General features: G+C 71.2%; 20 protein-coding genes. 11 read left to right on the forward strand and 9 right to left on the reverse strand.

Features of this window, described 5'->3' with window-relative positions; translation table 11 throughout:
- Positions 1-41: 41 nt before the first annotated feature.
- The 5 genes from araA to ACZ6Z8_RS01455 all read right to left on the reverse strand — a co-directional run bounded on the left by araA (position 42) and on the right by ACZ6Z8_RS01455 (position 8,298).
- Positions 42-1,550 (reverse strand): L-arabinose isomerase, encoded by a 1,509-nt coding sequence (araA, locus tag ACZ6Z8_RS01435; RefSeq protein ID WP_465605113.1) that lies wholly within the window; start codon positions 1,548-1,550, stop codon positions 42-44.
- Between the two features lie 11 nt (positions 1,551-1,561).
- Positions 1,562-2,230: an L-ribulose-5-phosphate 4-epimerase gene (locus tag ACZ6Z8_RS01440; protein ID WP_465605116.1), complete on the reverse strand. Its 669-nt coding sequence runs from the start codon at positions 2,228-2,230 to the stop codon at positions 1,562-1,564.
- Positions 2,227-3,933, reverse strand: a complete 1,707-nt coding sequence (locus ACZ6Z8_RS01445; protein WP_465605118.1) for a ribulokinase — start codon at positions 3,931-3,933, stop codon at positions 2,227-2,229. Before ACZ6Z8_RS01445 ends, ACZ6Z8_RS01440 begins: the two co-directional genes overlap by 4 nt.
- Before the next feature lie 324 nt (positions 3,934-4,257).
- Complete coding sequence (locus tag ACZ6Z8_RS01450) at positions 4,258-5,289, reverse strand: LacI family DNA-binding transcriptional regulator (RefSeq protein WP_465605120.1); 1,032 nt, start codon at positions 5,287-5,289, stop codon at positions 4,258-4,260.
- 1,524 nt (positions 5,290-6,813) lie between these two features.
- Complete coding sequence (locus tag ACZ6Z8_RS01455; protein ID WP_465605123.1) at positions 6,814-8,298, reverse strand: arabinofuranosidase catalytic domain-containing protein; 1,485 nt, start codon at positions 8,296-8,298, stop codon at positions 6,814-6,816.
- 819 nt (positions 8,299-9,117) lie between these two features.
- Here ACZ6Z8_RS01455 and chvE point away from each other — a divergent pair.
- The 10 genes from chvE to ACZ6Z8_RS01505 all read left to right on the forward strand — a co-directional run bounded on the left by chvE (position 9,118) and on the right by ACZ6Z8_RS01505 (position 19,600).
- Positions 9,118-10,212 (forward strand): multiple monosaccharide ABC transporter substrate-binding protein, encoded by a 1,095-nt coding sequence (chvE, locus tag ACZ6Z8_RS01460; protein ID WP_465605126.1) that lies wholly within the window; start codon positions 9,118-9,120, stop codon positions 10,210-10,212.
- 121 nt (positions 10,213-10,333) lie between these two features.
- A complete protein-coding gene (gene mmsA, locus ACZ6Z8_RS01465) occupies positions 10,334-11,881 on the forward strand; it encodes a multiple monosaccharide ABC transporter ATP-binding protein (protein ID WP_465605129.1) in 1,548 nt (515 codons plus the stop codon).
- Positions 11,882-11,884: 3 nt separating this feature from the next.
- Entirely contained in the window at positions 11,885-13,120 is a 1,236-nt protein-coding gene (gene mmsB, locus ACZ6Z8_RS01470; RefSeq protein WP_465605132.1) for a multiple monosaccharide ABC transporter permease, read from the forward strand.
- Positions 13,121-13,304: 184 nt separating this feature from the next.
- Positions 13,305-13,667 (forward strand): DUF1304 domain-containing protein, encoded by a 363-nt coding sequence (locus ACZ6Z8_RS01475; protein WP_465605135.1) that lies wholly within the window; start codon positions 13,305-13,307, stop codon positions 13,665-13,667.
- A gap of 285 nt (positions 13,668-13,952) precedes the next feature.
- The gene (locus ACZ6Z8_RS01480) at positions 13,953-14,897 is read left to right on the forward strand and encodes an expansin EXLX1 family cellulose-binding protein (protein WP_465605138.1); all 945 of its coding nucleotides are present in this window, start codon (positions 13,953-13,955) and stop codon (positions 14,895-14,897) included.
- 128 nt (positions 14,898-15,025) lie between these two features.
- On the forward strand, positions 15,026-15,568 hold the full coding sequence (locus tag ACZ6Z8_RS01485) for a SigE family RNA polymerase sigma factor (RefSeq protein WP_465605140.1): 543 nt from the start codon (positions 15,026-15,028) through the stop codon (positions 15,566-15,568).
- Positions 15,565-16,338, forward strand: a complete 774-nt coding sequence (locus ACZ6Z8_RS01490; RefSeq protein WP_465605143.1) for a hypothetical protein — start codon at positions 15,565-15,567, stop codon at positions 16,336-16,338. The genes ACZ6Z8_RS01485 and ACZ6Z8_RS01490 overlap by 4 nt, the downstream gene beginning before the upstream one ends.
- A 229-nt stretch (positions 16,339-16,567) precedes the next feature.
- Positions 16,568-17,242, forward strand: a complete 675-nt coding sequence (locus ACZ6Z8_RS01495) for a winged helix-turn-helix domain-containing protein (protein WP_465605146.1) — start codon at positions 16,568-16,570, stop codon at positions 17,240-17,242.
- 47 nt (positions 17,243-17,289) lie between these two features.
- On the forward strand, positions 17,290-18,498 hold the full coding sequence (locus ACZ6Z8_RS01500) for a sensor histidine kinase (RefSeq protein ID WP_465605149.1): 1,209 nt from the start codon (positions 17,290-17,292) through the stop codon (positions 18,496-18,498).
- A 199-nt stretch (positions 18,499-18,697) separates the two neighbouring features.
- The gene (locus ACZ6Z8_RS01505; RefSeq protein WP_465605152.1) at positions 18,698-19,600 is read left to right on the forward strand and encodes an endo alpha-1,4 polygalactosaminidase; all 903 of its coding nucleotides are present in this window, start codon (positions 18,698-18,700) and stop codon (positions 19,598-19,600) included.
- A gap of 199 nt (positions 19,601-19,799) precedes the next feature.
- On the opposite strand, the gene ACZ6Z8_RS01510 is transcribed toward ACZ6Z8_RS01505, so the two are convergent.
- From ACZ6Z8_RS01510 to ACZ6Z8_RS01525, 4 genes are all read right to left on the reverse strand, one after another.
- The gene (locus ACZ6Z8_RS01510; RefSeq protein ID WP_465605155.1) at positions 19,800-20,663 is read right to left on the reverse strand and encodes a carbohydrate ABC transporter permease; all 864 of its coding nucleotides are present in this window, start codon (positions 20,661-20,663) and stop codon (positions 19,800-19,802) included.
- A complete protein-coding gene (locus ACZ6Z8_RS01515) occupies positions 20,660-21,640 on the reverse strand; it encodes a carbohydrate ABC transporter permease (protein WP_465605157.1) in 981 nt (326 codons plus the stop codon). Before ACZ6Z8_RS01515 ends, ACZ6Z8_RS01510 begins: the two co-directional genes overlap by 4 nt.
- Before the next feature lie 63 nt (positions 21,641-21,703).
- A complete protein-coding gene (locus ACZ6Z8_RS01520) occupies positions 21,704-23,035 on the reverse strand; it encodes a type 2 periplasmic-binding domain-containing protein (protein WP_465605160.1) in 1,332 nt (443 codons plus the stop codon).
- Positions 23,032-24,063, reverse strand: coding sequence for a LacI family DNA-binding transcriptional regulator (locus ACZ6Z8_RS01525; RefSeq protein ID WP_465605163.1), 1,032 nt, complete (start codon positions 24,061-24,063; stop codon positions 23,032-23,034). The genes ACZ6Z8_RS01520 and ACZ6Z8_RS01525 overlap by 4 nt, the downstream gene beginning before the upstream one ends.
- A 183-nt stretch (positions 24,064-24,246) precedes the next feature.
- On the opposite strand from ACZ6Z8_RS01525, the gene ACZ6Z8_RS01530 reads away from it, so the two are divergent.
- A complete protein-coding gene (locus ACZ6Z8_RS01530) occupies positions 24,247-25,632 on the forward strand; it encodes a glycoside hydrolase family protein (RefSeq protein WP_465605165.1) in 1,386 nt (461 codons plus the stop codon).
- Positions 25,633-25,665: the final 33 nt, after the last annotated feature.

Below are 25,665 nucleotides of genomic sequence, written 5' to 3' on the forward strand. Positions count from 1 at the left end.
GCGGGTACTGCGGGTGGTGCGGACGGCGCTCGTCGTGGGGCTCAGAACCCCTGGGCCAGACGGTGGTAGGCCTGGTTCCAGCGCAGTTCCTTGGTGAACCGGCGGATGTCGGTGTCGCCGTCGATCACCAGCAGCTCCACGGCGAGCATCTCGGCGAGGTCCTCCAGCTCCTCGGCGCCGACCGCGCTGGAGAGCACGGTGTGGTGCGGAGCGCCGGCCGTCAGCCAGGCCTCGGTGGAGGTGCGCAGGTCCGGGCGCGGCTTCCAGACCGCCCGGGCGACCGGCAGGTGGGGCAGCGGCTCCGGCGGCGCGACGACGTCCACCTCGTTGGCGACCAGCCGGAACCGGTCGCCGAGGTCCGCGAGGCCGACCACGACCGCCGGGCCGGGCTCGGCGTCGAAGACCAGGCGGACCGGGTCCTCGCGCCCGCCGATGGACAGCGGGTGGATCTCGCAGGACGGGGTGTCGGCGGCGATGCTCGGGCAGACCTCCAGCATGTGCGCGCCGAGGATCAGCTCACGGCCGGACTCCAGGTGGTAGGTGTAGTCCTCCATGAAGGAGGTGCCGCCGGCGAGCCCGGCGGAGGTCACCTTGAGGGTGCGCAGCAGGGTCGAGGTCTTCCAGTCGCCCTCGCCGCCGAAGCCGTAGCCGTCGGCCATCAGCCGCTGCACCGCGAGGCCGGGGAGCTGGCGGAGCCCGCCGAGGTCCTCGAAGTTGGTGGTGAAGGCCTTGAAGCCGCCCTGCTCCAGGAAGCCGCGCAGACCGAGCTCGATCCGGGCCGCGTAGCGCAGCGACTCGTGCTGCTCCCCACCGGCCCGCAGCGCCCGGGCGAGGCGGTAGCCGTCCTCGTACTCCTTGACCAGGGCGGTGACGTCGTTCTCGTCCGCGGCCTCCACGGCGGCGACGAGGTCGTTGACGCCGTAGGTGTTGACGGAGACGCCGAAGCGGAGCTGGGCCTCGACCTTGTCGCCCTCGGTGACGGCGACGTCGCGCATGTTGTCGCCGAAGCGGGCGAGCTTGAGGCTGCGCAGCTCGGCGCGGCCGGCGGCGGCGCGGGCCCAGGAGCCGATCCGGGCGGCGACGGCGGGGTCGCTGACGTGCCCGGCGACCGTCTTGCGGGCGACACCGAGGCGGGACTGGATGAAGCCGAACTCACGGTCGCCGTGGGCGGCCTGGTTGAGGTTCATGAAGTCCATGTCGATGGACTGCCAGGGCAGGTCGACGTTGGCCTGGGTGTGCAGGTGGAGCAGCGGCTTCTGCAGGGCGTCGAGCCCCGCGATCCACATCTTCGCCGGGGAGAAGGTGTGCATCCAGGCGATCAGGCCGATGCAGTCGTCCGCGGAGTTGGCCTCCAGGCAGATCCGGCGGATGGCGCTCGCGTCCGTCAGGACGGGCTTCCAGACCACCTCGACCGGCACTGCCGACTCGCGGTTCAGGGCTTCGGCGATCCGCTGGGACTGCTCCGCGACCTGGCGCAGCGTGTCCTCGCCGTAGAGCCCTTGGCTGCCGGTCAGGAACCAGACCTGGCGTCCGTCCAATGGGTTCTTCACGGGGTGGCTCCTTACCGGGCCTGGGGCTGGCCGTAGACGTTCTGGTAGCGGTAGTTGAGGCTGTCGATGTCAGCCTGGGCGATCGGCAGGGGTTCGCCGAGCTGGCGGGAGAGGTGGACGGTGCGGGCGACGTCCTCGCACATCACGGCGGCCTTGACGGCGGCCTTGGCGTCCTTGCCGATGGTGAAGACGCCGTGGTTCTGCATCAGGACGGCGGGTGAGCGGTGGCCCTTGAGGGTGTCCACGATGCCGCGGCCGATCGAGTCGTCGCCGATCAGGGCGAACGGGCCGACCGGGATCTCCGCGCCGAACTCGTCGGCCATCGCGGTGAGGACGCACGGGACGGCCTCGCCACGGGCCGCCCAGGCGCAGGCGAAGGTGGAGTGGGTGTGGACCACTCCGCCGACCTCGGGCATGTGGCGGTAGACGTAGGCGTGCGCGGCGGTGTCGGAGGAGGGCGCGTGCTCGCCCTCGACGACGTTGCCGTCCAGGTCGCAGAGGATCATGTTCTTGGGCGACAGCTCGTCGTAGGAGACGCCGCTGGGCTTGATGACCAGCAGGTCCTCGCCGGGGACACGGGCGGACACGTTTCCGGCGGTCCAGACCACCAGGTTGTAGCGGACCAGTTCGCCGTGCAGATCGCTGACCTGGCGGCGGATGAGGTCGATGGTCGCGTTCACAGGTCCTCGCTCGGGGTGGTGAGGGCGGCGTTGCGGATGTCGCGCAGGCGGTGCAGCAGCTTGTCGGCACCGAGGCCGAAGTGGTCGTGCAGGGCGCGGTATTCGGCGAAGAGGCGGTCGTAGGCGTCGGCGGCGGCCTGGTCGGGGCGGTAGGCGTCCTTCTGCACCCGGCCCATCGCGGCGGACGCGGTCCGCACGTCCGGGTAGGCCCCGGCGGCGACGGCGGCGTGGATCGCCGAGCCGAGCGCCGGGCCCTGCTCCGAGTCGGCCACCGAGACCGGGCGGCGCAGCACATCGGCGTAGATCTGCATCAGCAGGGCGTTCTTCTTGAGGCCGCCGGTGACGATGAACTCGGTGACCGGGACGCCGCCCTGCTCCAGGGCCTCGACGATGACCCGGGTGCCGAAGGCGGTGGCCTCCAGGAGCGCCCGGTAGACCTCCTCGGGGCGGGTGGCCAGGGTGAGTCCGGCGATCACCCCGGACAGGTGGTGGTCGACCAGGGTGGAGCGGTTGCCGTTCATCCAGTCGAGCGCCACCAGGCCGTGTCCGCCGACGGGTTGGGCGGCGGCCTTGCGGGTGAGGAGCTGGTGGGCGTTCTCGCCGTTGGCCTCGGCCTCGGCCAGGTAGTCGGCGGGCAGGCCCTGGCGCAGCCACCAGGCGAAGATGTCGCCGACGGCGCTCTGGCCGGCCTCGTAGCCGTAGGAGCCGGTGACGATGCCGTCCTGGACCACGCCGCAGACGCCGGGGACGTCGGCGAGGGTCGCGCCGTTGACCACGTGGCAGGTGGAGGTGCCCATGATGGCGAGGAGCTGGCCGTCCTCGACGGCGCGGGCGGCCGGGGCGGCCACGTGGGCGTCGACGTTGCCGGCGGCGACGGCGGTGCCGACCGGGAGTCCGGTCCACTCGGCCGCCTGGGCGGTGAGCGAGCCCACCCGGGTGCCCAGCGGGGAGAGCGGGTGCTCCAGGCGGGTGCGGGCGAAGTCGGCGAAGTCCGGGTGGAGCGCGGCGAGGTAGTCCTCGCTCGGGTAACTCCCGTCCTGGAGGATTCCCTTGTAGCCGGCGGTGCAGGTGTTGCGGCTCTCGGCGCCGGTGAGCTGCCAGACGATCCAGTCGGCGGCCTCGATCCAGCGCTCGCAGGCGCCGTAGACGGCCGGGTCCTCCTCCAGCACCTGCAGCGCCTTGGCGTACTGCCACTCGGCGGAGATCTTGCCGCCGTAGCGGGAGATCCACTTCTCGCCGCGGGCGTGGGCCAGTTCGTTGATGCGGTCGGCCTGGGGCTGGGCGGAGTGGTGCTTCCAGAGCTTGGGCCAGGCGTGCGGGCGGGCGGCCCACTCCGGCGTCTCGGCCAGCGGGGTGCCGTCGGCGGTCACCGGCAGGACGGTGCAGGCGGTGAAGTCGGTCGCGATGCCGATGACCAGTGCGGGGTCGACGCCGGCGTCGGCGAGCGCGGCCGGGACGGCGGTGCGCAGCACCTCGCGCCAGTCCTCCGGGTGCTGCAGCGCCCAGTCCGGCGGGAGCCGGTGGCCGGTGCCGGGCAGTTCCTGCTCGATGACGGCGTGCGGGTAGTCGTGGACGGCGGTGCCCAGCTCCTCGCCGTCGCGGACCCGGACCACGACCGCGCGGCCGGAGAGGGTACCGAAGTCGACACCGACGACGTAGCGGTCGTCCCGGTCGGCGTCGTGGGCGGCAGGGGTCACGGTCACGTGCTCATCCTTCGTACGGGAGGCCTGCGTTGGGCTGTCGCCGGTGCGGTCCTCGACCGGGGCAGGGCGCACCGCACCGGCGACAGACTTCATTCCGCCACCCCACCCTCAAGGGGTAGCGGAACGGGGGCCGTCGGCCGGGCACCCGGAAGCGGGTTGGGTGGCCCGGCCGGCGGAGTGGAAAAGCGTTGTTGTTAACGCTCACGGAGATTGTTAGCGCTAACAATCTGCATGTCAAGGGATGTGAACGAGGCGGAACCGAAGAGCTGGACGGGCACCGGCCGACCGGTGCCCGTCCGGTGCACGCGGCCGCCGGACACCGGCTCAACGACGGACGGACGGCCCCACACTGCGCCGCAGCACCAGCTCCGGGGAGACCTGCACCTGGGCCGGAGCGGACGCGGCACCCTCCAGCTCTCCGACGAGCAGCTCCAAGGCCCGTCTGCCGAGTTCGCCGAAGTCCTGCCGCACCGTGGTCAGTGGCGGGGTGAAGTAGGCGGCTTCCGGAATGTCGTCGAAGCCGATCACACTGATCTCCTGCGGGACGTGCCGGCCGGCCTCGTGGAAGGCCCGCAGCAGGCCGAGGGCCATGTGGTCGTTGGCGCAGAAGACGGCGGTGACGTCGCGCAGCCGGGCGATCCGCAGCCCCGCCTGGTAACCCGAGCGGGCGCTCCAGTCACCCCGCTCCACCTCGGGTACGGGGGCTCCGGCCGCCCGCAGGGTGAGGCGCCAGCCCTCCTCCCGGTCCTGGCTCTCCAGCCAGTTGGCCGGCCCCGCCACGTGGTGCACGGTGCGGTGGCCCAGGTCCAGCAGGTACCCGGTAGCCTCTCCCGCGCCGTACCGGTTGCCCACCGAGACCATGGGCACCCGGGTCTGGTCGCCCGACCCGACCGCGACGATCGGCACCGAACTGGAGAGCCGGGCCACCGCGCTGACCGACGAGATCTGCGGGGCGATCACCACGACGCCCTCCACCCCCTGGTCGCGCAGCCGGTCGACGGCCTCCTGGACCGAACGGCCGTCCAGGGAGCGCAGACTGCTCACGCTCACGAAGTACCCGGCGCTGCGCGCGGCCCGCTCGATGCCGTCCAGCATCGAGGCGGGACCGTAGAGGGTCGAGTCGAAGCTGATCACCCCGAGGGTCTGCGACCGGCGGGTGACCAGGGCCCGGGCCGCGGAGTTCGGCCGGTAGTCCAGTTCCCGTATGGCGGCCAGCACCCGGTCCCGGGTGTCCGGCCGGACGTGCGGGGCGCCGTTGAGCACCCGGGACACCGTCTGGTGGGAGACACCCGCCAGTTTCGCCACGTCCGCCATCACGGGCTGGCGCTGTTCCGCCCCGGTGCTTTCGGTTCCCACTCGTCGTCCCCTCCTAGGCTGTTGACCACAGTACGCGACCAGGTCCGGGCCAATCCGTCACCCTCGGTTCAACCTGCGGTTTCTCTTCATACCAGTCTCTCAGGGCGGTGACATGTGCCAATACCGCCAAGTTGACGCTCCTGGCTCATCCGCGGGGGTGCATGTCCGGACCCCTGGCCCGGAACGCAGCGCACTCGATGCACTCGGTGCCGGTCGGTGCCGGTCGGTGCCGCTCGGTGCCGCTCGGTTCACGGGCGTGGGTCGAGCGGAGCGGGGTGGCTGAGGGCCGCCACGGCGCCTTCGGCTTTACGGACCTCGCCGCGGACGGAGAGTGCTTCCGCCGCCCCGCCGCGCCGAGCCGCCATTCGACGGTGCCCGCGCCGGTGCGGGGCCGTGCGGCATCGTGCACCCGGCCCCTCGCGGTGCGCGGGCTCACCGTGCCGGCGGGCACGCCCCGCAGCTCGGCCCGTACGACGACGCCCGGCCTGTCGCCGACCGCCGGCGCTTCACCGATCCCTACCGTCCGGCCACCGCCGCTGAGCGTGCAGGACAGGTCGACGGCACTCCCCGCGGCGATCCGGCTGGGGCCCGCCCGGGAGCCCGGCGAGGATCGCCGCCGGCTCCGGCCCGTGCGGCAGGACCACGGTGTGCGGGATCCCGATCCGGCCCGCGAGGTGGGTGTCACTGCTCCCGATCGCCGGCCGCCGGCGCCCGCCGCCCCTCTGGAGGGCGGCGGCCAGGCTTCGCCCCCCACTCCGCGATCGCCGCCTCGTTGTCCACCTGCCGGAGCGGGTCCGAGCGCCACGGCCGTTCCGCACCTCGACCGGCTCGAACCCGTGGTACGGGCACCGGAAGGTGCCCGAGTCGTACGGCGCGAACGGGTGCGCGGCCCCACACAGCCCGCCGCCCCGGCGGACCTCCGCCAGCTGCCGCTCGATCGCGCCGTCCTCGGCGCCGTACCTCCGGTCGGCCGCCTGCCCCGACCGGAGCCCGAGGGCGAGCCGACGCCCGTCCCGAGTGGTCACCTCCTGGCCCGGTACCACCAGCGGGTCGCCGTCCACGCTCTGATTCCAACCAGCCTGCGAACACGAGGAGTTGTACTCGGTGACGACGACGAAGTCGAGCCCCGCCCGCGTACGGCGACCAACGGCTGTCGCGGCGTCAGCTCCCACCGTTCGAGGCGGCGGCGGGCACGTGGAAGTCGCCCGGGTAGCAGGCTGTTCCCTCGTTCATGGCCGTCCCGGCAGTCCAGGGCCCGTCTTTCAAAACTCCCGTCGTCCGCGCGGAGGGCGGGCGGGGCGGCGTCGGGGTGCGTGCGTCGCACGGCGGAGGAGGAAGTCCATGCGGTGGGCACCTCCCGGCCGGAGGCCGGGGGCCATCAGCGGCCGACGACAACACGGCGAGGCGAGTGCCCCCGACGTCGCCCCGCAGGCGGGAGTTCGAAGACGGGCCCTGGCCCCGGCTCCGCGAGCGCGCGGAGCCGGGGCCAGGGCCGGGGCCGACCCGGGCAGGGTCTGATGTGCTCTAGCCGAGGGTCCACTTCTGGTTGTCGCCGCCCCAGCAGCTCCACAGCTGAACGGGTGTGGCGTCGGCGGTGAGCGCACCGGCGACGTCCAGGCAGCGGCCGGACTGGACGCCGGTGACGCTGCCGTCCGAGTTGACCTGCCACTGCTGGTTGGCGCCGCCGTTGCACGGCCAGGTGACCACCTTGGTGCCGTCGGCCGTCCCGCCGCCGTAGGCGTCCAGGCACAGCGTGGTGCCGGAGATGTTCACCGTGAGCTGTCCGGCGGCGGTGCGGGTCCAGGTCTGGTTCGCCCCGCCGGAGCAGCCGTAGATCTGCGCCTGCACTCCGGGCGTGGTGGAGGCGCCCGGGACGTCCAGGCACTTGCCCGACCCGGTGCCCCGCAGCGCCCCCGTGCCCACCGCCGGGGCGTTGGCGTACCCGGCGGCGACGACGTTGGCCTGGACGGCGTTCTCGGTGGCCTCCGTCGGGTAGCCGGAGGTCATCACGCCCTCGTAGAAGGTGCCGCGGGCGCCCTTGCTGTTGTCACCACCGATGCCGAGGATGATCGCACCCTCCTTGTGCATCGGGTTGTAGCCCGAGGCGTTCGGGCGCGGCCCGGAGTAGAAGGTCGACAGTCCGCCGGACTGGGCGTCGCCGGCCCGGATCGCCCACTGGTTGGGCGCGCCCTTGACCATGGCCGTCAGGTAGCGGTGGTTCACCGTCGGGTCGTTGGCGTTGTAGTGCGGGTCGGCGCCGGAGAACAGGCCGTTCTCCAGGTCGGCCATCACCCAGGGGCCGGGTCCGGAGCCGTAGCCCCAGACCTTGATGTTGCCGAAGTAGATCGCCTCCATGTGGCCGTTGCCGGTGTCGTTGCTGCTGGTCTCGGCGTTGCCGTAGTCGAAGCAGCAACCGCCGTTGTAGTGGGTGCCGTCGAGGATCGCGTACATCCCCTCGGGCTGGTCCCCGGTGGCGACGCCCGAGGTGTGGTTGTTGCGATAGCCGGTGCCCGGTGCGACGTACACGCCGTAGGCGCGGTGGCCGTTCAGCGTGGTGGGCGCCAGGGTCGCGTCGGCGAGGTTGTCCGGGCCGCCCGCGGCCCCGCCGCCGGGCGCCTGGGTGAGGTGGTTGTTCCGACCGCTCTGGTCGTAGATCACGGTGATCAGGCACGTGGTTCCGGCGCAGAAGGCGTCCTGCGCGGCGGCGTCGGCGTAGCCGCCGGCGCTCAGCGGCTTGATGTCCCGGACCGCCTGGTCCGACGCACGCCGGACCTGGTACAGCGCCCCGCTGTAGCCGCCGTACAGCGCGCGGGTGGTGCTGTGCGCGGCCACACAGGGCGTGCCGCCGGCGGCGTAGAGGTCGCACGGCCCCTGGGCGGCCGCCTGGGCCACGCCGCTCGTCGCGGTGGTGCCGGCCAGGGCGCCGACCAGGACGGCCAGCGCCGCCCCGGCCCGGGCGAGGCTGCGCAGCGCGCCGCGCCTCCGGGTCGTCCCGTTGTTCTCACTCATGGTGTCTCCCTGCTCATCGTCGAACGCGGCCGAAGGGAAGTGAGCGCTAACAATCCGCGCCACGGCAGCGGGTGGCGGCCATGGCGGGAGGTGGAGGTTCCTGGCCGGGACAGTGCCCGCCCGGACCGCGCCCCGTCAAGACCTCCGACACATCACGCCGGACGCCGCCCCCGGAAGGCCGCGCTCCGGAAAGCCGCGCTCCGATGTTCCGGCAGATACCTGGCCAGGCAAGGAGATTGACGACGACCGGGATCACCCCCCACAGTCCCGACGCGCGGCCGGCAGACCCTGAGGGTCGGGGCGGCTCCGGCGGTTCGTGCATCTCGGGCAGCCAGGCCTCGGGGGTCACCTCCGGCGGCTCCGGCGACCGCACCTCCGGCGGCACCAGCTCCTTCCGGCCCGTCAACCCCACCCTCGGCGCCTGCGGCTTGACCCTCGCCACCGGCTGGCCCCCCGGACCGGCAGGCGAACGCCCGTTTCCCGACCTCGACGGGAGGCGGACGCCTCGCCTTGCCGGCCTCGATCTTCAAGCGTCATTCACCGAACGTTCACCCCGGGACCGCTCCGGAGCACCCGGCGCAGCCGGCGCGCACCCCGATTGACCGGCTGTCGGTACATCGCGATCCAACGGTGACCCAAGGACCCTTGACGCCGCTCTTGTGAGCGTTAACACTTCATTTCACGCCAGGTCAGAGGTATCGCCACCCCGACGCCCAACAGCGTGAGGAGACCGCTCCGACCGGCCCTGCCCGACCACTCCCAGTCTCCCAGTCAGGGGTGTGCTGTCCCGGTCGCGGATCATCACCATGGAGGAATCACGTGCGGAAGCTTTCAGCGGGTCTCGTCGCGGTGGGCCTGACGCTCTCGTTGGCGGCCTGCGGCCAGAGCTCCAACGGAGTCGGCGACGGGGCCGCCAAGGGCGACGCCAAGGGCGGACTCATCGGCATCGCGATGCCGACCAAGTCGTCGGCGCGGTGGATCGACGACGGCAACAACATCGTCAAGGAGTTCCAGGCCAAGGGCTACAAGACCGACCTCCAGTACGGCGACAACGTCGTGGAGAACCAGGTCTCCCAGGTCGAGAACATGATCACCAAGGGCGCCAAGCTGCTGGTGATCGCCGCGATCGACGGCTCCTCCCTCACGAACGTGCTGCAGAAGGCGGCCGACGCCCACATCCCGGTCATCTCCTACGACCGGCTGATCCGCGGCACCCAGAACGTCGACTACTACGCGACCTTCGACAACTTCAAGGTCGGCGTCCTGCAGGGCCAGTACATCGCCGACAAGCTCGGCCTCAAGGACGGCAAGGGCCCGTTCAACATCGAGCTGTTCGCCGGCTCGCCGGACGACAACAACGCGGGCTTCTTCTTCAACGGCGCGATGAGCGTCCTCAAGCCGTACATCGACCAGAAGAAGCTGGTCGTGCAGAGCGGGCAGACCGACTTCAACCAGGTCGCCACGCTGCGCTGGGACGGCGGCGTCGCCCAGTCCCGGATGGACAACCTGCTGAGCAAGGCCTACACCAACGCCCACGTCGACGCCGTGCTCTCGCCGTACGACGGCATCTCGATCGGCATCCTCTCCTCGCTCAAGGGCGTCGGCTACGGCTCCGCCAAGTCCCTGCCCATCGTCACCGGCCAGGACGCCGAGCTGGCCTCGGTGAAGTCGATCATCGCGGGCGAGCAGACCCAGACCGTCTACAAGGACACCCGCCAGCTCTCCAAGGTCACCGTCCAGATGGGTGACGCACTGCTGACCGGCGGCAAGCCCGAGGTGAACGACACCACCCAGTACAACAACGGCGTGAAGGTGGTCCCTGCCCAGCTGCTCCAGCCGGTCAGCGTCGACAAGGACAACTACCAGAAGGTCCTGGTCGACAGCGGTCAGTACACCGCGGACCAGCTCAAGTAGCCCGTGGGGCCCGCCCGACGGGCCCCGAGCCGAACCGGCGGTGTGTCGGGCGCCCGGACGAACCCCCGGGCGCCCAACGGGTTCCCCAACGCACCGCCCCGAACGATACGGACGCAGAACCATGGCTGGACCCGTTCTCGAAATGCGGTCTATCAGCAAGTCGTTCCCCGGCGTCAAGGCGCTCTCCGAGGTCAACCTGACCGTGGCGGCCGGCGAGGTGCACGCCATCTGCGGTGAGAACGGCGCCGGCAAGTCCACCCTGATGAAGGTGCTCAGCGGCGTCTACCCGCACGGAAGCTACGAGGGCGAGATCCTCTTCGAGGGCGAGCCCTGCCGCTTCAAGGACATCCGCGCCAGCGAACAGCGCGGCATCGTCATCATCCACCAGGAACTCGCCCTGGTGCCCTACCTCTCCATCGCCGAGAACGTCTTCCTCGGCAACGAGCACGCCTCCCGGGGCATCATCAGCTGGCACAAGACCCTCACCCACGCCGCCGAACTGCTCCGGCAGGTCGGCCTTGAGGAGAGCCCCCACACCAGGATCGCCGACCTCGGCGTGGGCAAGCAGCAGCTGGTCGAGATCGCCAAGGCGCTGGCCAAGAAGGTCAAGCTGCTCATCCTGGACGAGCCGACCGCCGCGCTCAACGACGAGGACAGCCGCAAGCTCCTCGACCTCATCCTGGAGCTCAAGGCGCAGGGCATCTCCTGCATCATCATCTCGCACAAGCTCAACGAGATCGCCCGGGTCGCCGACGCCGTCACCATCCTGCGCGACGGACAGACCATCGAGACCATCGCGATCGGCCCGGAGGGCATCTCCGAGGACCGGATCATCCGCGGCATGGTCGGCCGGGACCTTGAGCACCGCTATCCCGAGCGCACCCCCGAGATCGGCGAGGTCGCCTTCGAGATCGAGGACTGGACCGTCCGGCACCCGATCGACCAGCAGCGCACCGTCGTGGACGGCGCCTCGCTGAACGTGCGGCGCGGCGAGATCGTCGGCGTCGCCGGCCTGATGGGCGCCGGCCGCACAGAGCTCGCGATGAGCGTCTTCGGCCGCTCGTACGGGCGTTGGAGCGGCGGACGGGTGCTGATGCACGGCCAGGAGATCCGCACCCGGACGGTGCCGGAGGCCATCGGGCACGGCATCGCCTACGTCACCGAGGACCGCAAGCACTTCGGTCTCAACCTGATCGACGACATCAGCCGGAACATCTCGCTGAGTGCGCTCGGCAAGGTCGCCCGGTTCGGCAAGGTCGACCGGCACGAGGAGAGCAAGGTCGCCGAATCGTTCCGGCGGACCATGAACATCAAGGCCCCGACGGTGTTCACCCGGACCGGCACGCTCAGCGGCGGCAACCAGCAGAAGGTCGTCCTCAGCAAGTGGATCTTCGCCGAACCCGAGGTGCTGATCCTCGACGAGCCCACCCGGGGCATCGACATCGGCGCCAAGGCGGAGATCTACACCGTGATCGCCGAGCTGGCCGCCCAGGGCAAGGCCGTGCTCGTCATCTCGTCCGAACTCCCCGAACTCCTGGGTCTGTGCGACCGGATCTACACCATGGCCGAAGGCCGGATCACCGGCGAGGTCGCCCGCGCCGACGCCACCCAGGAATCCCTCATGCGGCTCATGACCATGAGCGCCGCATCCAGCAACGAGCAGGTGTGAGGCATGGCCCAGACCGACATCATCCCGGACTCCACCCAGAAGGGGCCCGAGTCGGCCCCCAGTCCGTCCATCGGCGCCGTACTGACCCGCGCGCTGCGCGGCAACGTGCGCCAGTACGGCATGCTGGTCGCCCTCGCGCTGATCGTGGTGCTGTTCCAGATCTGGACCGACGGCATCCTGCTCCAGCCGCTCAACATCACCAACCTGATCCAGCAGAACAGTTACATCCTGATCCTGGCGATCGGCATGATGATCGTCATCATCGCCGGGCACATCGACCTCTCGGTCGGGTCGCTGGCCGCCTTCGTCGGGGCCGCCGCCGCGGTGATGATGGTCGAGCACCATGTGTCGTGGCCGGTGGCCGCACTGGCTGCGCTGGTGATCGGCGCCCTCGCCGGCGCCTGGCAGGGCTTCTTCATCGCCTACCTCGGGATCCCGTCGTTCATCGTCACCCTGGCGGGCATGCTGCTGTTCCGCGGCGGCACCCAGATCCTGCTCCAGGGCCAGTCGGTGGCGCCGTTCCCCAAGGGCTTCCAGAACATCAGCAGCGGCTTCCTCCCCGAGGTCGGCCCGCACACCAACTACCACAACCTCACCCTGCTGATCGGTCTCGCGGTGCTGGTCGTCGCGGTCGTCCAGGAGCTGCGCGGGCGGCGGCAGACCGCCTCGTACGGCCTGGAGGTGCTCCCGCTCGGGCTGTTCCTCGCCAAGCTCGCGGTGATCACGGCGGCCGTGCTGGTGTTCACCCTGCTGCTCGCCAGCTACCACGGCGTGCCGATCGTCCTGCTGATCCTCGGCGCCCTGCTGGTCGGCTTCGGCTACCTGATGCGCAACTCGATCATCGGCCGGCACACCTACGCCATCGGCGGCAACGAGGCGGCGGCCAAGCTGTCCGGCGTGAAGAGCAAGCGGGTGGTCTTCCTCGCCTTCACCAACATGGGCGTCCTCGCGGCGCTGGCCGGTCTGGTCTTCGCGGCTCGACTCAATGCCGGCACCCCGCAGGCCGGCATCAACTTCGAGCTGGAGGCCATCGCGGCCGCCTTCATCGGCGGCGCCTCCGCCAGTGGCGGTGTCGGCACCGTGATGGGCGCGATCATCGGCGGCCTGGTGCTCGGCGTGCTGAACAACGGCATGTCGCTGGTCGGCGTCGGCACCGACTACCAGCAGGTGATCAAGGGCCTGGTGCTGCTCGCGGCCGTGGGCTTCGACGTCTACAACAAGCGCCGGGCCGGTTCCTGACCCGGCTCCGGTAGTGAGAAGCGGACGGGCGCGGTGTTCCCACACCGCGCCCGTCCTGCCGCGTTCCCTCGGCCCCGCGTGAACGTGGCGGGAACGCGGCCGTACGGGATCCGATGCGGAGTGGTTCCGGGCGGATTCCGATCGTGGCCGGTTCCGGCCCGCGCTGACGCATAGTATGCCCGCTATGTCCACAGTTGCCGTGATTGCGGTTGTCGCGCTCGCCCTCCTGCACGTCTACATCCTGGTCCTGGAGATGTTCCTCTGGACCACTCCCAAGGCCCGGGCCTCCTTCGGGACGACACAGGAGTTCGCGGTCTCGACCAAGGCGATGGCCGCCAACCAGGGCCTGTACAACGGCTTCCTGGCGGCCGGGCTGCTCTGGGGGGCGTTCGCCGACGACCCGATCGGATTCCAGACGCGGGTCTTCTTCACGTCCTGTGTCGCCGTCGCGGGGGTGTACGGCGCCGTGACCTCCTCTCGGAAGATCCTCTTCGTGCAGACCGTGCCGGCCCTGGTCGTACTCGTCCTGGTGCTGCTGGCCCGCTGAGCCCGGAACCGCCCGGAACCACCCGTCGAGGGGTGCCTCTCTCCCGAGAGGCACCCCTCCCGCATCTCCCGCAGGGAACGCGGCAACCTTTCCGCCGACGGCGGCAACCGACGGGTGGCACCGAGGGCGAGGCGCCCACGGGGCCCGGAAAAAACCTTCGCCGGAGCGGCAACCTTTCCCGCTCCGGCGACCACTGACCAGCGCAACACCGAGTCGAACGAACGGACGGGAATGAAGGCAACGAAGCATGCCGCCCCACAGCCGTACCCCAGGCGTGGGCTGATCATGGGCATACCGTTGGCGCTGGTGGCGGTCGGTGTGCTGGTCTTCCTGGCCTTCGCACTGCTGCCGAGCAGCGGGGGCGGCGCCGTCTCCGCCGAGCCGGCCGCCGCCTCCGTCGCCGCCACTGAGGCGAGCGCACCGCCCGCCGTCAGCGCCTCGGCCGACCCGACGCCCTCGACGCCGTCGGCCACCACCCCCACGGCCTCGCCGACGGCGACTCCCTCGCCGTCGGTCACCACCCCGACGCCGAAGCCCTCGGCCACCACAGCCACCCCGTCCCCGTCCCCCGACACCGGCAAGGCCCGCAGCGTCCCAGCCACGGTGTCGCCGGCCGGGCGGATCAAGCCCGGAGCGAGCTACCAGGGCGTCGCGACCTCCTACGACGCCGCCGACGGCAACGGCGCCTGCTCGTTCGGGCCGTCCGGCGACATGATGATCGCGGCGATGAACTTCACCGACTACGAGACGTCCAAGGCCTGCGGGGCCTCCGTGCTGGTGCGGGCCGCCAACGGGGCGAGCATCACGGTGCGGATCGTCAACGAGTGCCCACTGCCCTGCGCACCCGGGCAGCTCGACCTGAGCCACGAGGCGTTCAGCAAGCTCGCGGACCTCTCGGTGGGCCGCCTGCCCATCACCTGGAGTCTGCTGAGCCCGGGCACGGCGCCCGCCACCATGTCGGTCCGGTACAAGGCCGGCTCCTCCCAGTGGTGGTGCGGGATCCAGGTGATCGGTCACCGGAACCCGGTGGCCGCCCTGGAGGTCCAGGCCGGCGGCGGCTGGCGGCAGTTGACCCGCACCGACTACAACTACTTCCTCTCCCCCGACGGCACCGGGTGCGGCGGACCGCTCAGGGTCACCGACATCTACGGGGAGCAGGTGACCGTCGACGGGATCGCGGTGAAACCGGACGTCGTCCAGCCGACCCGCGTCCAGTTCGCCCGGCATTGACCACGCCGCTCGCCCGGCGGCGGGTGGTCGCCGACGGGGGTGACCATCACCCCGCCCCAGATCGGAGCACTGCTAGGCTCATGCCGCTTGTTAACGATCACATTGCAGGGAGAGGGCGGTCAGGGGGCATGCTCCTCGATGATGCGTTCAATGATGCGTCCGCGGAGTTCAACGACTTCTTCGAACGCCACTACGCCGAACTCGCCCGTCTCGCCTACCTCTTGACCGGCGAGGCGGATGCGGCCGACGACATCGCCGCGGACGCACTGATCGCGCTGTGGCAACGCTGGGACCGGCTCCGTGCGGCCGACCACCCGCTGGCCTACGCGCGCGGGGTGGTCGCCAACATGGCCCGGGCCCGGATCCGAAGCGCGGTCCGCGAGCGCCGCCGGGTCCTGCTGTTCTGGTCCCGCACCCCGGAGAAGACCTCGGGACCGGACACGGCGGCCGTGCTCGACGTCCGCGCGGCGCTCGACCGGTTGCCGTTCCGCAAGCGGGCCTGCGTGCTGCTGCGCCACGCCTTCGACCTGTCGGAGAAGGACACCGCCGCGGCGCTCGGCATATCGGTCGGTACGGTGAAGAGTCAGACCTCGAAGGGGATGGCCGAGTTGCAACGCGCACTCGGAGTGCGATCGGTCGGCGAACTGATCACAGGAAGGAGGAACCGGTGAACGACTACATCTCCCAGCAACTGCGCGAGGCCGCCGGGGCCCACCAGCCCGACCGCGCGAGGATGCTGGCCCGTGTCCAGCGCGGCATGGCCGGCCCCGCCGGCCGCCACCGCACGCGTTCGGGCCTGCGATCCTGGCCCAAGGCCGCGATCGCCGCCCTGGCGGCAGCCGGCATCCTGGCCACCGGTGGTCTCGCCATGGCGGGAATCGGCACGTTCCCGGCGTCGCCGGAACCCACCGCCGTGCCGGCCACCCCCACGGGCACCCCGACGCCGACCCCGTCGGAGCCCCCGGCCGCCACCACCCAGGCACCGGCCCCGGCACCCTCCACCCCGACCGCGCGGCCGACCCCGAGGCCGTCGGCCACCGGACGGACCCAGAACGGGCCGCTCTGGTCGGAGGGATCGGTCGACTCGCACAGCACCGTCTACTGGGGCCAGGACAACCTCCTCCTCAGGACCGGCCAGCCGATCACCTCGCTCACCGTGGAGATGCGCGTCGCCCAGACCGGGGACGTGCGGAGCACGGGCAGCTGGCTGACCCTGCCGAACGACGACTTCACCGTCACCGTGCAGGAGTCCGGCGGCGCGGTGGTCTACCGCTGGGTCCTCAAGCCGGGCCGCACGGTACCGGCGGGTCAGTATGAGTTCGCGAGTCAGTTCAACCACGCCACCGGCGTGCGCGCGGCCGGCGGCGACGCCTACCGCGTCGACAGTCAGTCGGCCGGCGGCACCGCGTCCGTCTCGGGCGGCTTCGCCCCCGCCCGGTAAGGTTCCGCCCGGCCTCCCGACGGAGAGGCCGGGCGGGGCCGAACCCTGAGCAACGTCCTGGGACGGCGACCGCCCCGCCCAGGGGAAGTGCGACGAGGAGGGTGGCCGCCATCGCAACGGCCGCCGGGACGGTGCCGCTGGGGCGGTGCCGCTGGTCCGGGTCCGTTCCACGGGTGCGGACCGCCCGGCCGAGCGTGCGGCCGATCTTCACCCGGTAGGCTCACCTGTCGTGCGCGTACTGGTGATCGAGGACGATGCGGGGCTGGCCCCGGTGCTTGTGCGGGGGCTGCGGGAGGCAGGATTCGCCGTCGACCTGGCCGGTGATCTCGCCGAGGCCGACCTCAAACTGGCCGTCAACGCCTACGACTGCGTGGTGGCCGACCGCTCCCTGCCGGACGGGGACGCGCTCACACTGGTCGCCGCACTGCGCAGGGCGGGCTCCCGCCTTCCGGTGCTCCTGCTCACCGCGCTCGATGCCGTCGCCGACCGGGTGGCCGGCTTCGAGCACGGCGCTGACGACTACCTCGTCAAGCCGTTCGCGTTCGCCGAACTGAACGCCCGGGTGCGGACGCTGTGCCGCCGGGACCAGCCCGCGCGGCTGCCCGAGTTGCGGGTCGGCGACCTGGAACTCGACTTCCCCCGCCGTCGGGTGCGCCGCGCCGGTGTGCTGCTCACCCTGACCGCGAAGGAGTTCGCGGTGCTGGAGGTGCTGATGCTGCGGGCCGGCGAGGTGGTCACCCGCAGCGAGCTCATCGAGCGCTGCTGGGACGAGCACACCGAGCCGCTCTCCAACGTCGTCGACGTCCTCATCGGCCAACTGCGCCGCCGGCTCGGGCCGCCCGAACTCATCGAGACGGTCCGCGGTGCCGGGTACCGCCTCGCCGATCCGGCCGATCGCCCGTGACCGGGCGTACGCCCGCCGTCGCACGCCTGTACCGCGTCCGGTGGGCGATGACCCTGCTCTTCGCCACCACGACCGCGGCCTGCCTGGTGGTGCTCGCCGCCATCGCCGTCCACGCCGACGGCCGGTCCCGTGCCCGTGGCCTGGACGACACGGTGAGCCACGGCGCCGACGGCCTGGCGCGAGTGCTCTACTACGACGACGGCGGGGCACTGCGCCTCGACGGGATCTACGACGACAGCCTCGCCGACGACGCCATGGCCCTCGGCGTGATCCAGGCCGCCCCGGGCGCGGCTCCGCAGCTCCGCCACGCCCAGCCCGCACGAACCGCCCTGCCGGACCAGCCCCGGCTGGAGGAGCTCTGGCGGACGGTCCAGCACGAGCAGGAAACCGTGGTGGTCACCGCCCCCGCCGCCGACGGCCGTTCGTACCGCTGGGCCGTGGCCCCGGTCTGGGACGGCAAGGTCCTCGGCTCCGCCGTCCTGGTGGGGACCGACCCCGCGCGCAGCGAGGCGGACCATGTACGGCTGGTCGAGTGGCTGGCCGCCGGCTGCGCCGTGCTCGTGCTGGTGGCGGCCGCGGTGGGCCACCTGCTGACCGGGCGCGCCATGCGACCCGCCCTGCGCGGACTCGAACAGCAGGAACAGTTCCTCGCCGAAGCCGCACACGAACTGCGCACGCCGCTCGCCACCCTGCGCGTGGTGGTGGAGCAGGGCAACACCGCCGAGGGTGGGGCACCGGCAGCCCTGGACGAGGCGACCCGGCTGGTCGACCGGCTGGGGCGCCTGGTCACCGGACTGCTGGCCCGGGCCAGGGTCGAGGCGGGCACCCAGGAGATCGAACGCACCCCACTGCGTCTGGACCAACTGGTCGAGCAGACCGTGGAGGAGCTGCCGGACACGGACGGAGTGACGGTCAGCGCCGAGGCGGTCGTCGTCGAGGGAGATCCCGAACTGCTGGCCCAGGCGGTCCGCAACCTCGTCGAGAACGCCCTCCGCCACGGCGGCGGCACTCCGGTCGAGGTCACGGTCACCGCCGGCCGGGTCGCGGTGCGCGACCACGGCCCCGGCGTGCCGGCAGGGAAGCACGAGCGGGTCTTCGAGCGCAGGGTCGCCGGAGCGGGGAGCACCGGCACCGGCACGGGACTGGCCATCGTGCGCTGGGTGGCCGAACTCCACGGTGGCACCGCTCGGCTGTCCGAAGCCCCCGGAGGCGGGACCGTGGCCGAGTTGTTCCTGCCGGAGCGGACGAGCGGCTGAACCGTGAGGGCCGGCCGGGCGCCGGTGACTCCCGTTCCGGTACCTCATCCTCCGCTCATCCGGCGTCGGACACAGTAGAGCCGTCCACTCGTTCCAAGGGATCGGAGGAGGCGATGACGCGCCAGGTGGCAGCGGCTGTGCACCGGCCGGTCGCGGCGTCCGAAGCAGACTCGGTCCCCCTACAACCGGAATATCGATCATGCATGTGAACAGGGTTCTCTCCCCGCGCTCGGTCGTGGCGCTGACGCTGTCGGCCGTCCTCACCTCGTTTCTCACCACCGCTTGTTCGAGCGGCGGGAGTCCCGAGGAGGCGCCCTCGTCGTCCCAGGGGGCGCCGACTGCGCCCGGCACGCCGTCGGGTGAACCCGGCGGGCGACCGTCCCAGGTGACGCTTCCCCCGGTACACGCGGGCTTCGACTACCAGCTCGGTGGTCCCTCCACCCCTGCGCCGGGCGTGACCGTCGTCGCCCGTGACCACACGGCGCCGCCCGCGCAGGGCCTCTACAACATCTGCTACGTCAACGGCTTCCAGGCCCAGCCCGGTGCGGAGAAGGAGTGGGACGCCGACCTGCTGCTCCGTGACGCGGCGGACGCGGTCGTGATGGACAAGGAGTGGGGGGAGGCGGTGCTGGACGTCCACACCGATGCCAAGCGCAAGCGGATCGCGCAGAAGGTGAACACCTGGATCGACGAGTGCGCGGCCAAGGGATACCGGGCCGTCGATCCCGACAACTACGACAGTTACACCCGGGTGCCGGGCGGGCTGCTGACCGCGGACGACGCCAAGGCGTTCCTCTCCCTGCTCGCGGCCCACGCGCACGAGAAGGGCCTGGCCATCGGCCAGAAGAACACGCCGGAGCTCGCCCCGGTCCGCAAGGAGGTCGGCGTCGACTTCGCCGTGGTGGAGGAGTGCGGCCAGTACAACGAATGCGGCGACTACACCGCCGCGTTCGGCGACAACGTGATCGTCATCGAGTACACCGACTCCGGTATGAAGACCGCGTGCCGAGGCTGGGGAGACAAGGTCAGCATCGTGCGCCGGGACAAGAACCTCGTGCCCGAGGGCAACCCGGGACACCTCCGCCAGACATGCGGCACGTAGCTGCCGCCATGCCGTCCGCTGCCGCGCCGGCCGGCCGGCCGGCCGTCGATCCTGCCCGTCATCGCCACGGCCTTGTTCGAGGGCCGACCGGCCCGGTTGTCCACCATGGCCGGAACGGCTCTCGTGCACTGACGATACGTCAACCAACCGGTGACCATAGCCGAACGGTCGATGAGACAGCCGCGTCCGGAACCGCCGGTCAGCCCTTGACGGCCGAGCTGGCGACGCCCTGGATGAACCAGCGCTGGAAGAAGGCGAACACGATCAGCACGGGCAGTACGAGCAGGACGCCGAAGGCCAGGATCTGTCCCCAGTCCGGTGGTTGCTGGCCCTGGAACACGCTCATCTCCAGCGGCAGGGGCCGTACGGCCGGGTCGTCCACCATGAGCACCGGCCACAGGAACGAGCCCCACTGCGTGAGGAAGGTGAGGATCGCGACCGAAGCGAAGGCGGGCTTGCTCATGGGGTAGACGATCCGGAAGAGGATGCGCCACGGTCCCGCGCCGTCGATCCGCGCCGCCTCCTCGATGCTGGCCGGGATGGCCCGGAAGAACGTGTGGAACTGGTAGATCGAGAAGGCGTTGGCGATGAACGGCATGGCCTGGATCCACACCGTGTTCCGCCGGCCGTCGAACAGGTAGAACAGCGGCACGGCCACCGACTCGAACGGGATCAGCATCAGCAGCAGGACCAGCGTGAGCACCAGCCTCCGGCCGCGCCAGCGCAGCCTGGACAGCGCGTACGCGGCCATCGAGTTGACGACCAGTCCGCCCGCCACCACGATGCACGCCACGATCAGCGAGACGGCCATGAACTGCCAGAAGTACCCGGTGCTGTCCGAGGACAGGCTGTGCAGCACGGCCGCGTAGTTGTGGAAGGACAGGTGGGTCGGCAGGAAGCCGGACAGGCCGGCGAGCACCTGGTCGGACGGCTTGAAGCTGCCGATGAGCAGGTAGAGCACGGGCAGGGCGAAGACCAGGCTGAGCGCGCTCAGGACGGTGTAGTCGGCGATCCGGCGGGCCGTCCTGCCCGCGGTGGAGCCGCCACCGATCGGCGGGTTCATGCGTCCTCCTGTTCGGGTCGGACGAGGCGGCGCTGGACGAGGGTCAGCGCCAGGACGATCAGGAAGAAGACGACCGTGACGGCGGATGCCCGGCCGATGTTGTTCTCGTCGAAGGCGGTGCTCACCGCCTCGTACATCACGGTCCGGGTGGCGTTCTCGTTGAGGCCGCCGCCGCGGACCAGGATGTAGATCTGGTCGAACACCCGGAAGGACAGCACCGAGGTGAGCAGCGCGACGAACACCAGGGTGTTGCGGATGCCGGGCAGGGTGACGTGCCGGAACTGCTGCCAGCGGGACGCCCGGTCGAGGGTGGCGGCCTCGTAGAGTTCGCCGGGGATGGACTGGAGCCCGGCCAGCAGGATGACCATCTGGAAGCCGACGCCCTGCCAGATGGACAGGACGGCGACCGAGGCCATGGCGGTCAGCGAGGACCCCAGCCAGTCGAAGGCCCCCCAGTGGCCCAGACTCAGGTGCTGGAGCAGGGAGTTGAGCATGCCCTGGTCGCTGCGGGCGAGGATGAGCCGCCAGATGACGGCCACCAGGGCCATGGGGAAGACCACCGGCAGGAAGAACACCGAGCGGAACAGGCCGATCCCCTTGAGCTTGCGGTTGAGCAGCACGGCGAGGGCCAGGGCGAGGCCGGTCTGGAGCGGGACGACGGCCAGGGCGAAGGTGAGGTTGTTGAGCAGGGCGTGCAGGAACTGGCCGGAGAGGTCCGGGTCGGTGAGGATCCGGCGGTACTGCTCCAGGCCGAGGAAGACGGGCGGGCGGTCGGAGCCGAGCCGGGCGTTGTAGAGGGAGAGCACGACGGCGTAGCCGAAGGGGACGGCGACGAAGGCGATCAGTCCGGCCAGGGCGGGGACCGACATCAGCAGGCCGTGCAGTCCGTCCCGGCCCGCCCGGCGCCGGGCGGTCGATTCGGGAACGGCGGCGGGTGCCGGTGTCGGCACGGTTCGGGATCTGGCGGTGATGGACATGGACAGGGTCCTGTTCCCGGCGGGCAGCCGGCCCGAGGGGACGGGCCGCCCGGCCGCGTGAGGCTACTTGCTGAGGGAGTATCCGTTGTTGTCGCTGAAGTCCTGGTCGATCGCCCGGGCGGCCTTGGTCAGGGCGCTCTGCGGGTCCGCGCCGCCGTAGACGGCGTTGAGCGCCTGGCTGAACTGGGCGGTGATGACCGGGTATCCGGCGGTGACGGGCCGGGTGACCGCGACGCAGGACTTGCTGATGGTGCTGTCGCCGCAGGGCTGGGAGAGGCCCTGGGCGAACAGGTGGAGCGGGCCACCGGGCTTGTACAGCGGGCTGCTGGACAGCACGGTCTTGGTGGCGGGCACCGCGCCGTTGGCGTCGGTCATGGCGCTGATGGTGGCGTCGCCCATCAGGTAGTCCAGGAACTTGCCGGCGGCCTTGGCGTTCTTCGATCCGGCACCTATTCCCCAGGCCCAGGAACCCTGGCCGGTCTTGGGGCCGCTTCCGAAGTCGGGCAGCGGCAGTACCACCAGGTCGGAGCCGATCGCCTTGCTGTAGGCGGGGTAGCTCCAGTGGCCGGACCAGCTGAGGGCGACCCGGCCGTTGGCGAAGGCGTTGCCGTCGGTGTCGGGGTCGATGACCGGCTTCCAGGACTGGAAGGTCTTGAACGCGCCTGCCACGGCCGGGGCGTCGAGAGCGCCCGCGGCCTTGCCCTGCTTGATCAGCGCGCCGCCGGCGGACCAGACGATCGGGGAGAAGCCGTAGCTGCCCCACTCGGTGGCCAGGCCGTAGTCCTCCTTGACGTCGAGCGCCTTGTGTCCGGGGTCGGCGGCGGCGATTTTCTGCAGTGCGGCGGTGAAGTCGGCGGCGGTCCAGGCGTCGTCAAGTCCCGTGGGGTACTTGACCCCTGCGGCGTCGAGCAGCTTCTTGTTGCCGTAGATGCCGAGACCGGAGTCGTATATGCCGAGGCCGTAGAGCTTGCCGTCCAGGGTGGACTGGGCCTTCACCGCGTCGGTGGCGTTGGCGACGGTGCCGGGCGAGAGGAAGTCGGCGACGGGGGCGAGCTTGTGGTCGTAGACGAAGCTGGCCATGGTCGGACCGTCGAACTCCAGGACGTCCGGGAGGGCGGAGGCGCTGGTGGCGGTCAGCGTCTTGGTGTAGTCCTTCTCGGGAACGAACTTGAGGGTCGCCTTGACCTCGCTCTGCGAGCTGTTGAAGGAGGCGACCGCGTTCTGCAGGGCGGTGTTCTCGCTGTCCTGGCCCTGGTGCGCCCAGATGCTGATGGTGCCGGTGCCGCTGCCCGCGCTGGTCCTGACCGCGGTGCCGGTGCCGCCGCAGGCGGTGAGGGTGACGGCGGTGAGGGTGAGCAGCAGGCCCAGCCGGACGGTTCGTCCGGAATCGGTCATGAGGTTCCTCCGTCAAGGGAGTTGCGGTGGGGGGCGGTGGTGTTGCGGACGATCAGACGGGTGGGGAGTTCGAGGTAGTCGGGGACGTCGTCGGCGGCCTGGAGCCGCCGCAGCAGCAGACCGGCGGCCTCGGTGCCGTGGTCGGCGACCGGCTGAGCGACGGTGGTGAGACCGACGACGTCGGCGAGTTCGTGGCCGTCGAAGCCGACGATCGAGATGTCGTCCGGTACGAGGAGCCGGTGCGCGCGCAGGGCGCGCAACGCGCCCATGGCCATCTCGTCGGACTCGGCGAACACGGCGGTCGGTGGCTGCCGGGTGGCGGCGAGCAGATCGGTCATCGCGCGCTCGCCGCCGTCGACCGTGTACTGCCCGTCCGCCTCCAGGGCGGGGTCGTACTCGATGCCGGCATCGGCGAGAACGTCCAGGTAGGCGCGGCGGCGCAGGTCGGGGGTGGTCCAGTGCAGCGGGGCGGTCGAACGGGTGCCGATCAGGCCGATCCGGCGATGGCCGAGGTTGACCAGGTGCCGGACGGCGAGTTCGGCGCTCGCGCGGTCGTCGATGCCGACGGTGGTGAAGCCGGGCCGGGGGCCGCCGACGGTGATCGCCAGCGGGATGCCGAGGGAGCGTAGCCGCTCGGCCTCGTCCTCCGTCGGGAGCAGCATCGACAGCACCGCGTCCACCCGCTTGCGGAGCGGGAGTTCGGCGAAGAACCGGTTGCGGGTCTCCGCCGAGCCCAGGTTGTACAGCACCACGTCGTACCCGGCGGCGCTGAACACCCGCTCGGCCGCGTCCAGCACCGTGCCGAAGAACCATCGGCCGACGTACGGCGCGAGGACGGCGATGCTGGACGTCCGGCCGCTTGCCAGGCTCGACGCGCTGTGCGAGGCCGTGTAGCCGAGTTCGGCGGCCACGGCCACGATCCGCGCGCGGAGTTCCTCCGACACGCCCTCTCGTCCGCGCAGCGCGCGGGAGACGGTCGAGGCGGAGACTCCCATCGCCTTCGCGACATCGGTGATGCTCACCGTCACGGTTCTGGCTCCTTTCGGCTCGGACACATCGCTGTGATCCGCAGGTCACCAGACCGTAAACCGGGCAAGGCAGTTGCGCAAGCGTTTGCGTTGGGCTCTACTAAGGGCACTTCGCCGGAGGCAAGGATGCGAGGTAATTCCGTACGCACGCGCTTGCTTCCATCGCCCGACAGGAGCTGTTCCTTGCGCTACGCACCGCCCGGCCTCTGCCTCAACGACTTCGCCGTGCTCCCCGACGGTGACGGCTACACCGTCCTGCACCTCCAGGGCCCGTGGACGGAGCACTTCGACGCCGCCCGGATGGAGACCTCCTACGGCCGGGCCACCTCCCGCGACCTGGTGCGGTGGCAGGCCCAGGGCACGGCGTTCGGCGCCGGCCTGCCCGGCCGCTTCGACCAGCAGGCCGTGTGGACCATGCATCCCCTCCCGCACGGGGACGGGATGGCGATGTTCTACACCGGCGTCTCAGGACTCACGCCCGCCAACTGGCCTCTCCAGGCGGTGGGCCTGGCCTGGTCGGACCGTACGGACGGCACCGGGTGGCGGCGGCACGGCGCCGAGCCGGTGGTCCGCGCCGATGCGCGCTGGTACCGCACCGGCGAGGGCATGGCCTGGCGCGACCCGTTCGTGGTCCGCAACGACGACGGCACCGGCTGGACCATGGTGGTCTGCGCCAGCGACGCCTCCCTCCCCGTGGCGCGCAGCGGCTGCGTCGGGCTGGCCACCTCCACGGACCTCGAACACTGGGAGGTGCACCCGCCGTTGATCTCTCCGGGGGACGTGGACGAGCTGGAGTGCCCGGTGCTGGAACGGGTGGACGACGGCTGGCTGCTGCTCGGCAGCATCGGCGCCACCCGGCAGGTCGAAGCCTGGACCGCGCCGCGCCTGGACGGCCCTTGGGAGCGCCGAGGCCCCGTCGGCCCGTCCGGCGCCTACGCCCCACGCGTGGTGGGCGCTCCGGACGGGGCCCGGGTGGTGCTGCACACCGTGCCCCGCCGGGTTGGACTGCAGGACAAGGGGGCGTCCTGCCGTGGCATGCTCGCCCAGCCGAAGGCCCTGGTGCTTCCGGACGGCGCTGCTCCTCGACTGCAGTGGTGGCACGGCCTGGACCACTGGCTCGGCCGGCCCACCGACCGACCGGTGTTGCACGCGGTCGGGGACGTGGCGATCGACGGGCCGACTTCCGTCGTCCTGCGGTCCGAGGATGGCGAGCCGGCGCTGACCGTGGACTGCACGGACGGCCGGGTCCAGGTGCACGGCCCCGGCGGCAGCCTGCTCAACGAAGCCGAACTCGGCCGTGAGCCGAGCTCGTTGCGGATCCTGACGATCGGCGAGTACGTCGAGGTGTACGCGGACGAGGTCTTCGTCCTGGTCACCATGAGCTACACCGGTCGCTGCCGCCCCTGGACCGCGACCCGACGCGGCGTGACCGCGCCGGTGCCCGTACGCCCGGTACTGCTGCCGCACGAGCACCGCGACGACATCTCGGCCATCTGGCCTGGCCCGGCCGACGAGGAGGTGCACCCAGCGGACGGCCCGGGCGTTTCGGCGGCGGCAACACTGCCATGAGCGACCGGCTCGACCGTGTCGGGTCCAGCCGCC

Source organism: Kitasatospora sp. NPDC101108, assembly GCF_055584725.1.

Bases quoted from the DNA above. Each gene is read 5' to 3' on its own strand.
- ACZ6Z8_RS01455 (WP_465605123.1), bottom strand. From the start codon at position 8,298: ATGAGTGAGAACAACGGGACGACCCGGAGGCGCGGCGCGCTGCGCAGC.
- mmsA (WP_465605129.1), top strand. From the start codon at position 10,334: ATGGCTGGACCCGTTCTCGAAATGCGGTCTATCAGCAAGTCGTTCCCC.
- mmsB (WP_465605132.1), top strand. From the start codon at position 11,885: ATGGCCCAGACCGACATCATCCCGGACTCCACCCAGAAGGGGCCCGAG.
- ACZ6Z8_RS01475 (WP_465605135.1), top strand. From the start codon at position 13,305: ATGTCCACAGTTGCCGTGATTGCGGTTGTCGCGCTCGCCCTCCTGCAC.
- ACZ6Z8_RS01480 (WP_465605138.1), top strand. From the start codon at position 13,953: ATGGGCATACCGTTGGCGCTGGTGGCGGTCGGTGTGCTGGTCTTCCTG.
- ACZ6Z8_RS01485 (WP_465605140.1), top strand. From the start codon at position 15,026: ATGCTCCTCGATGATGCGTTCAATGATGCGTCCGCGGAGTTCAACGAC.
- ACZ6Z8_RS01500 (WP_465605149.1), top strand. From the start codon at position 17,290: ATGACCCTGCTCTTCGCCACCACGACCGCGGCCTGCCTGGTGGTGCTC.
- ACZ6Z8_RS01505 (WP_465605152.1), top strand. From the start codon at position 18,698: ATGCATGTGAACAGGGTTCTCTCCCCGCGCTCGGTCGTGGCGCTGACG.
- ACZ6Z8_RS01510 (WP_465605155.1), bottom strand. From the start codon at position 20,663: ATGAACCCGCCGATCGGTGGCGGCTCCACCGCGGGCAGGACGGCCCGC.
- ACZ6Z8_RS01515 (WP_465605157.1), bottom strand. From the start codon at position 21,640: ATGTCCATCACCGCCAGATCCCGAACCGTGCCGACACCGGCACCCGCC.
- ACZ6Z8_RS01520 (WP_465605160.1), bottom strand. From the start codon at position 23,035: ATGACCGATTCCGGACGAACCGTCCGGCTGGGCCTGCTGCTCACCCTC.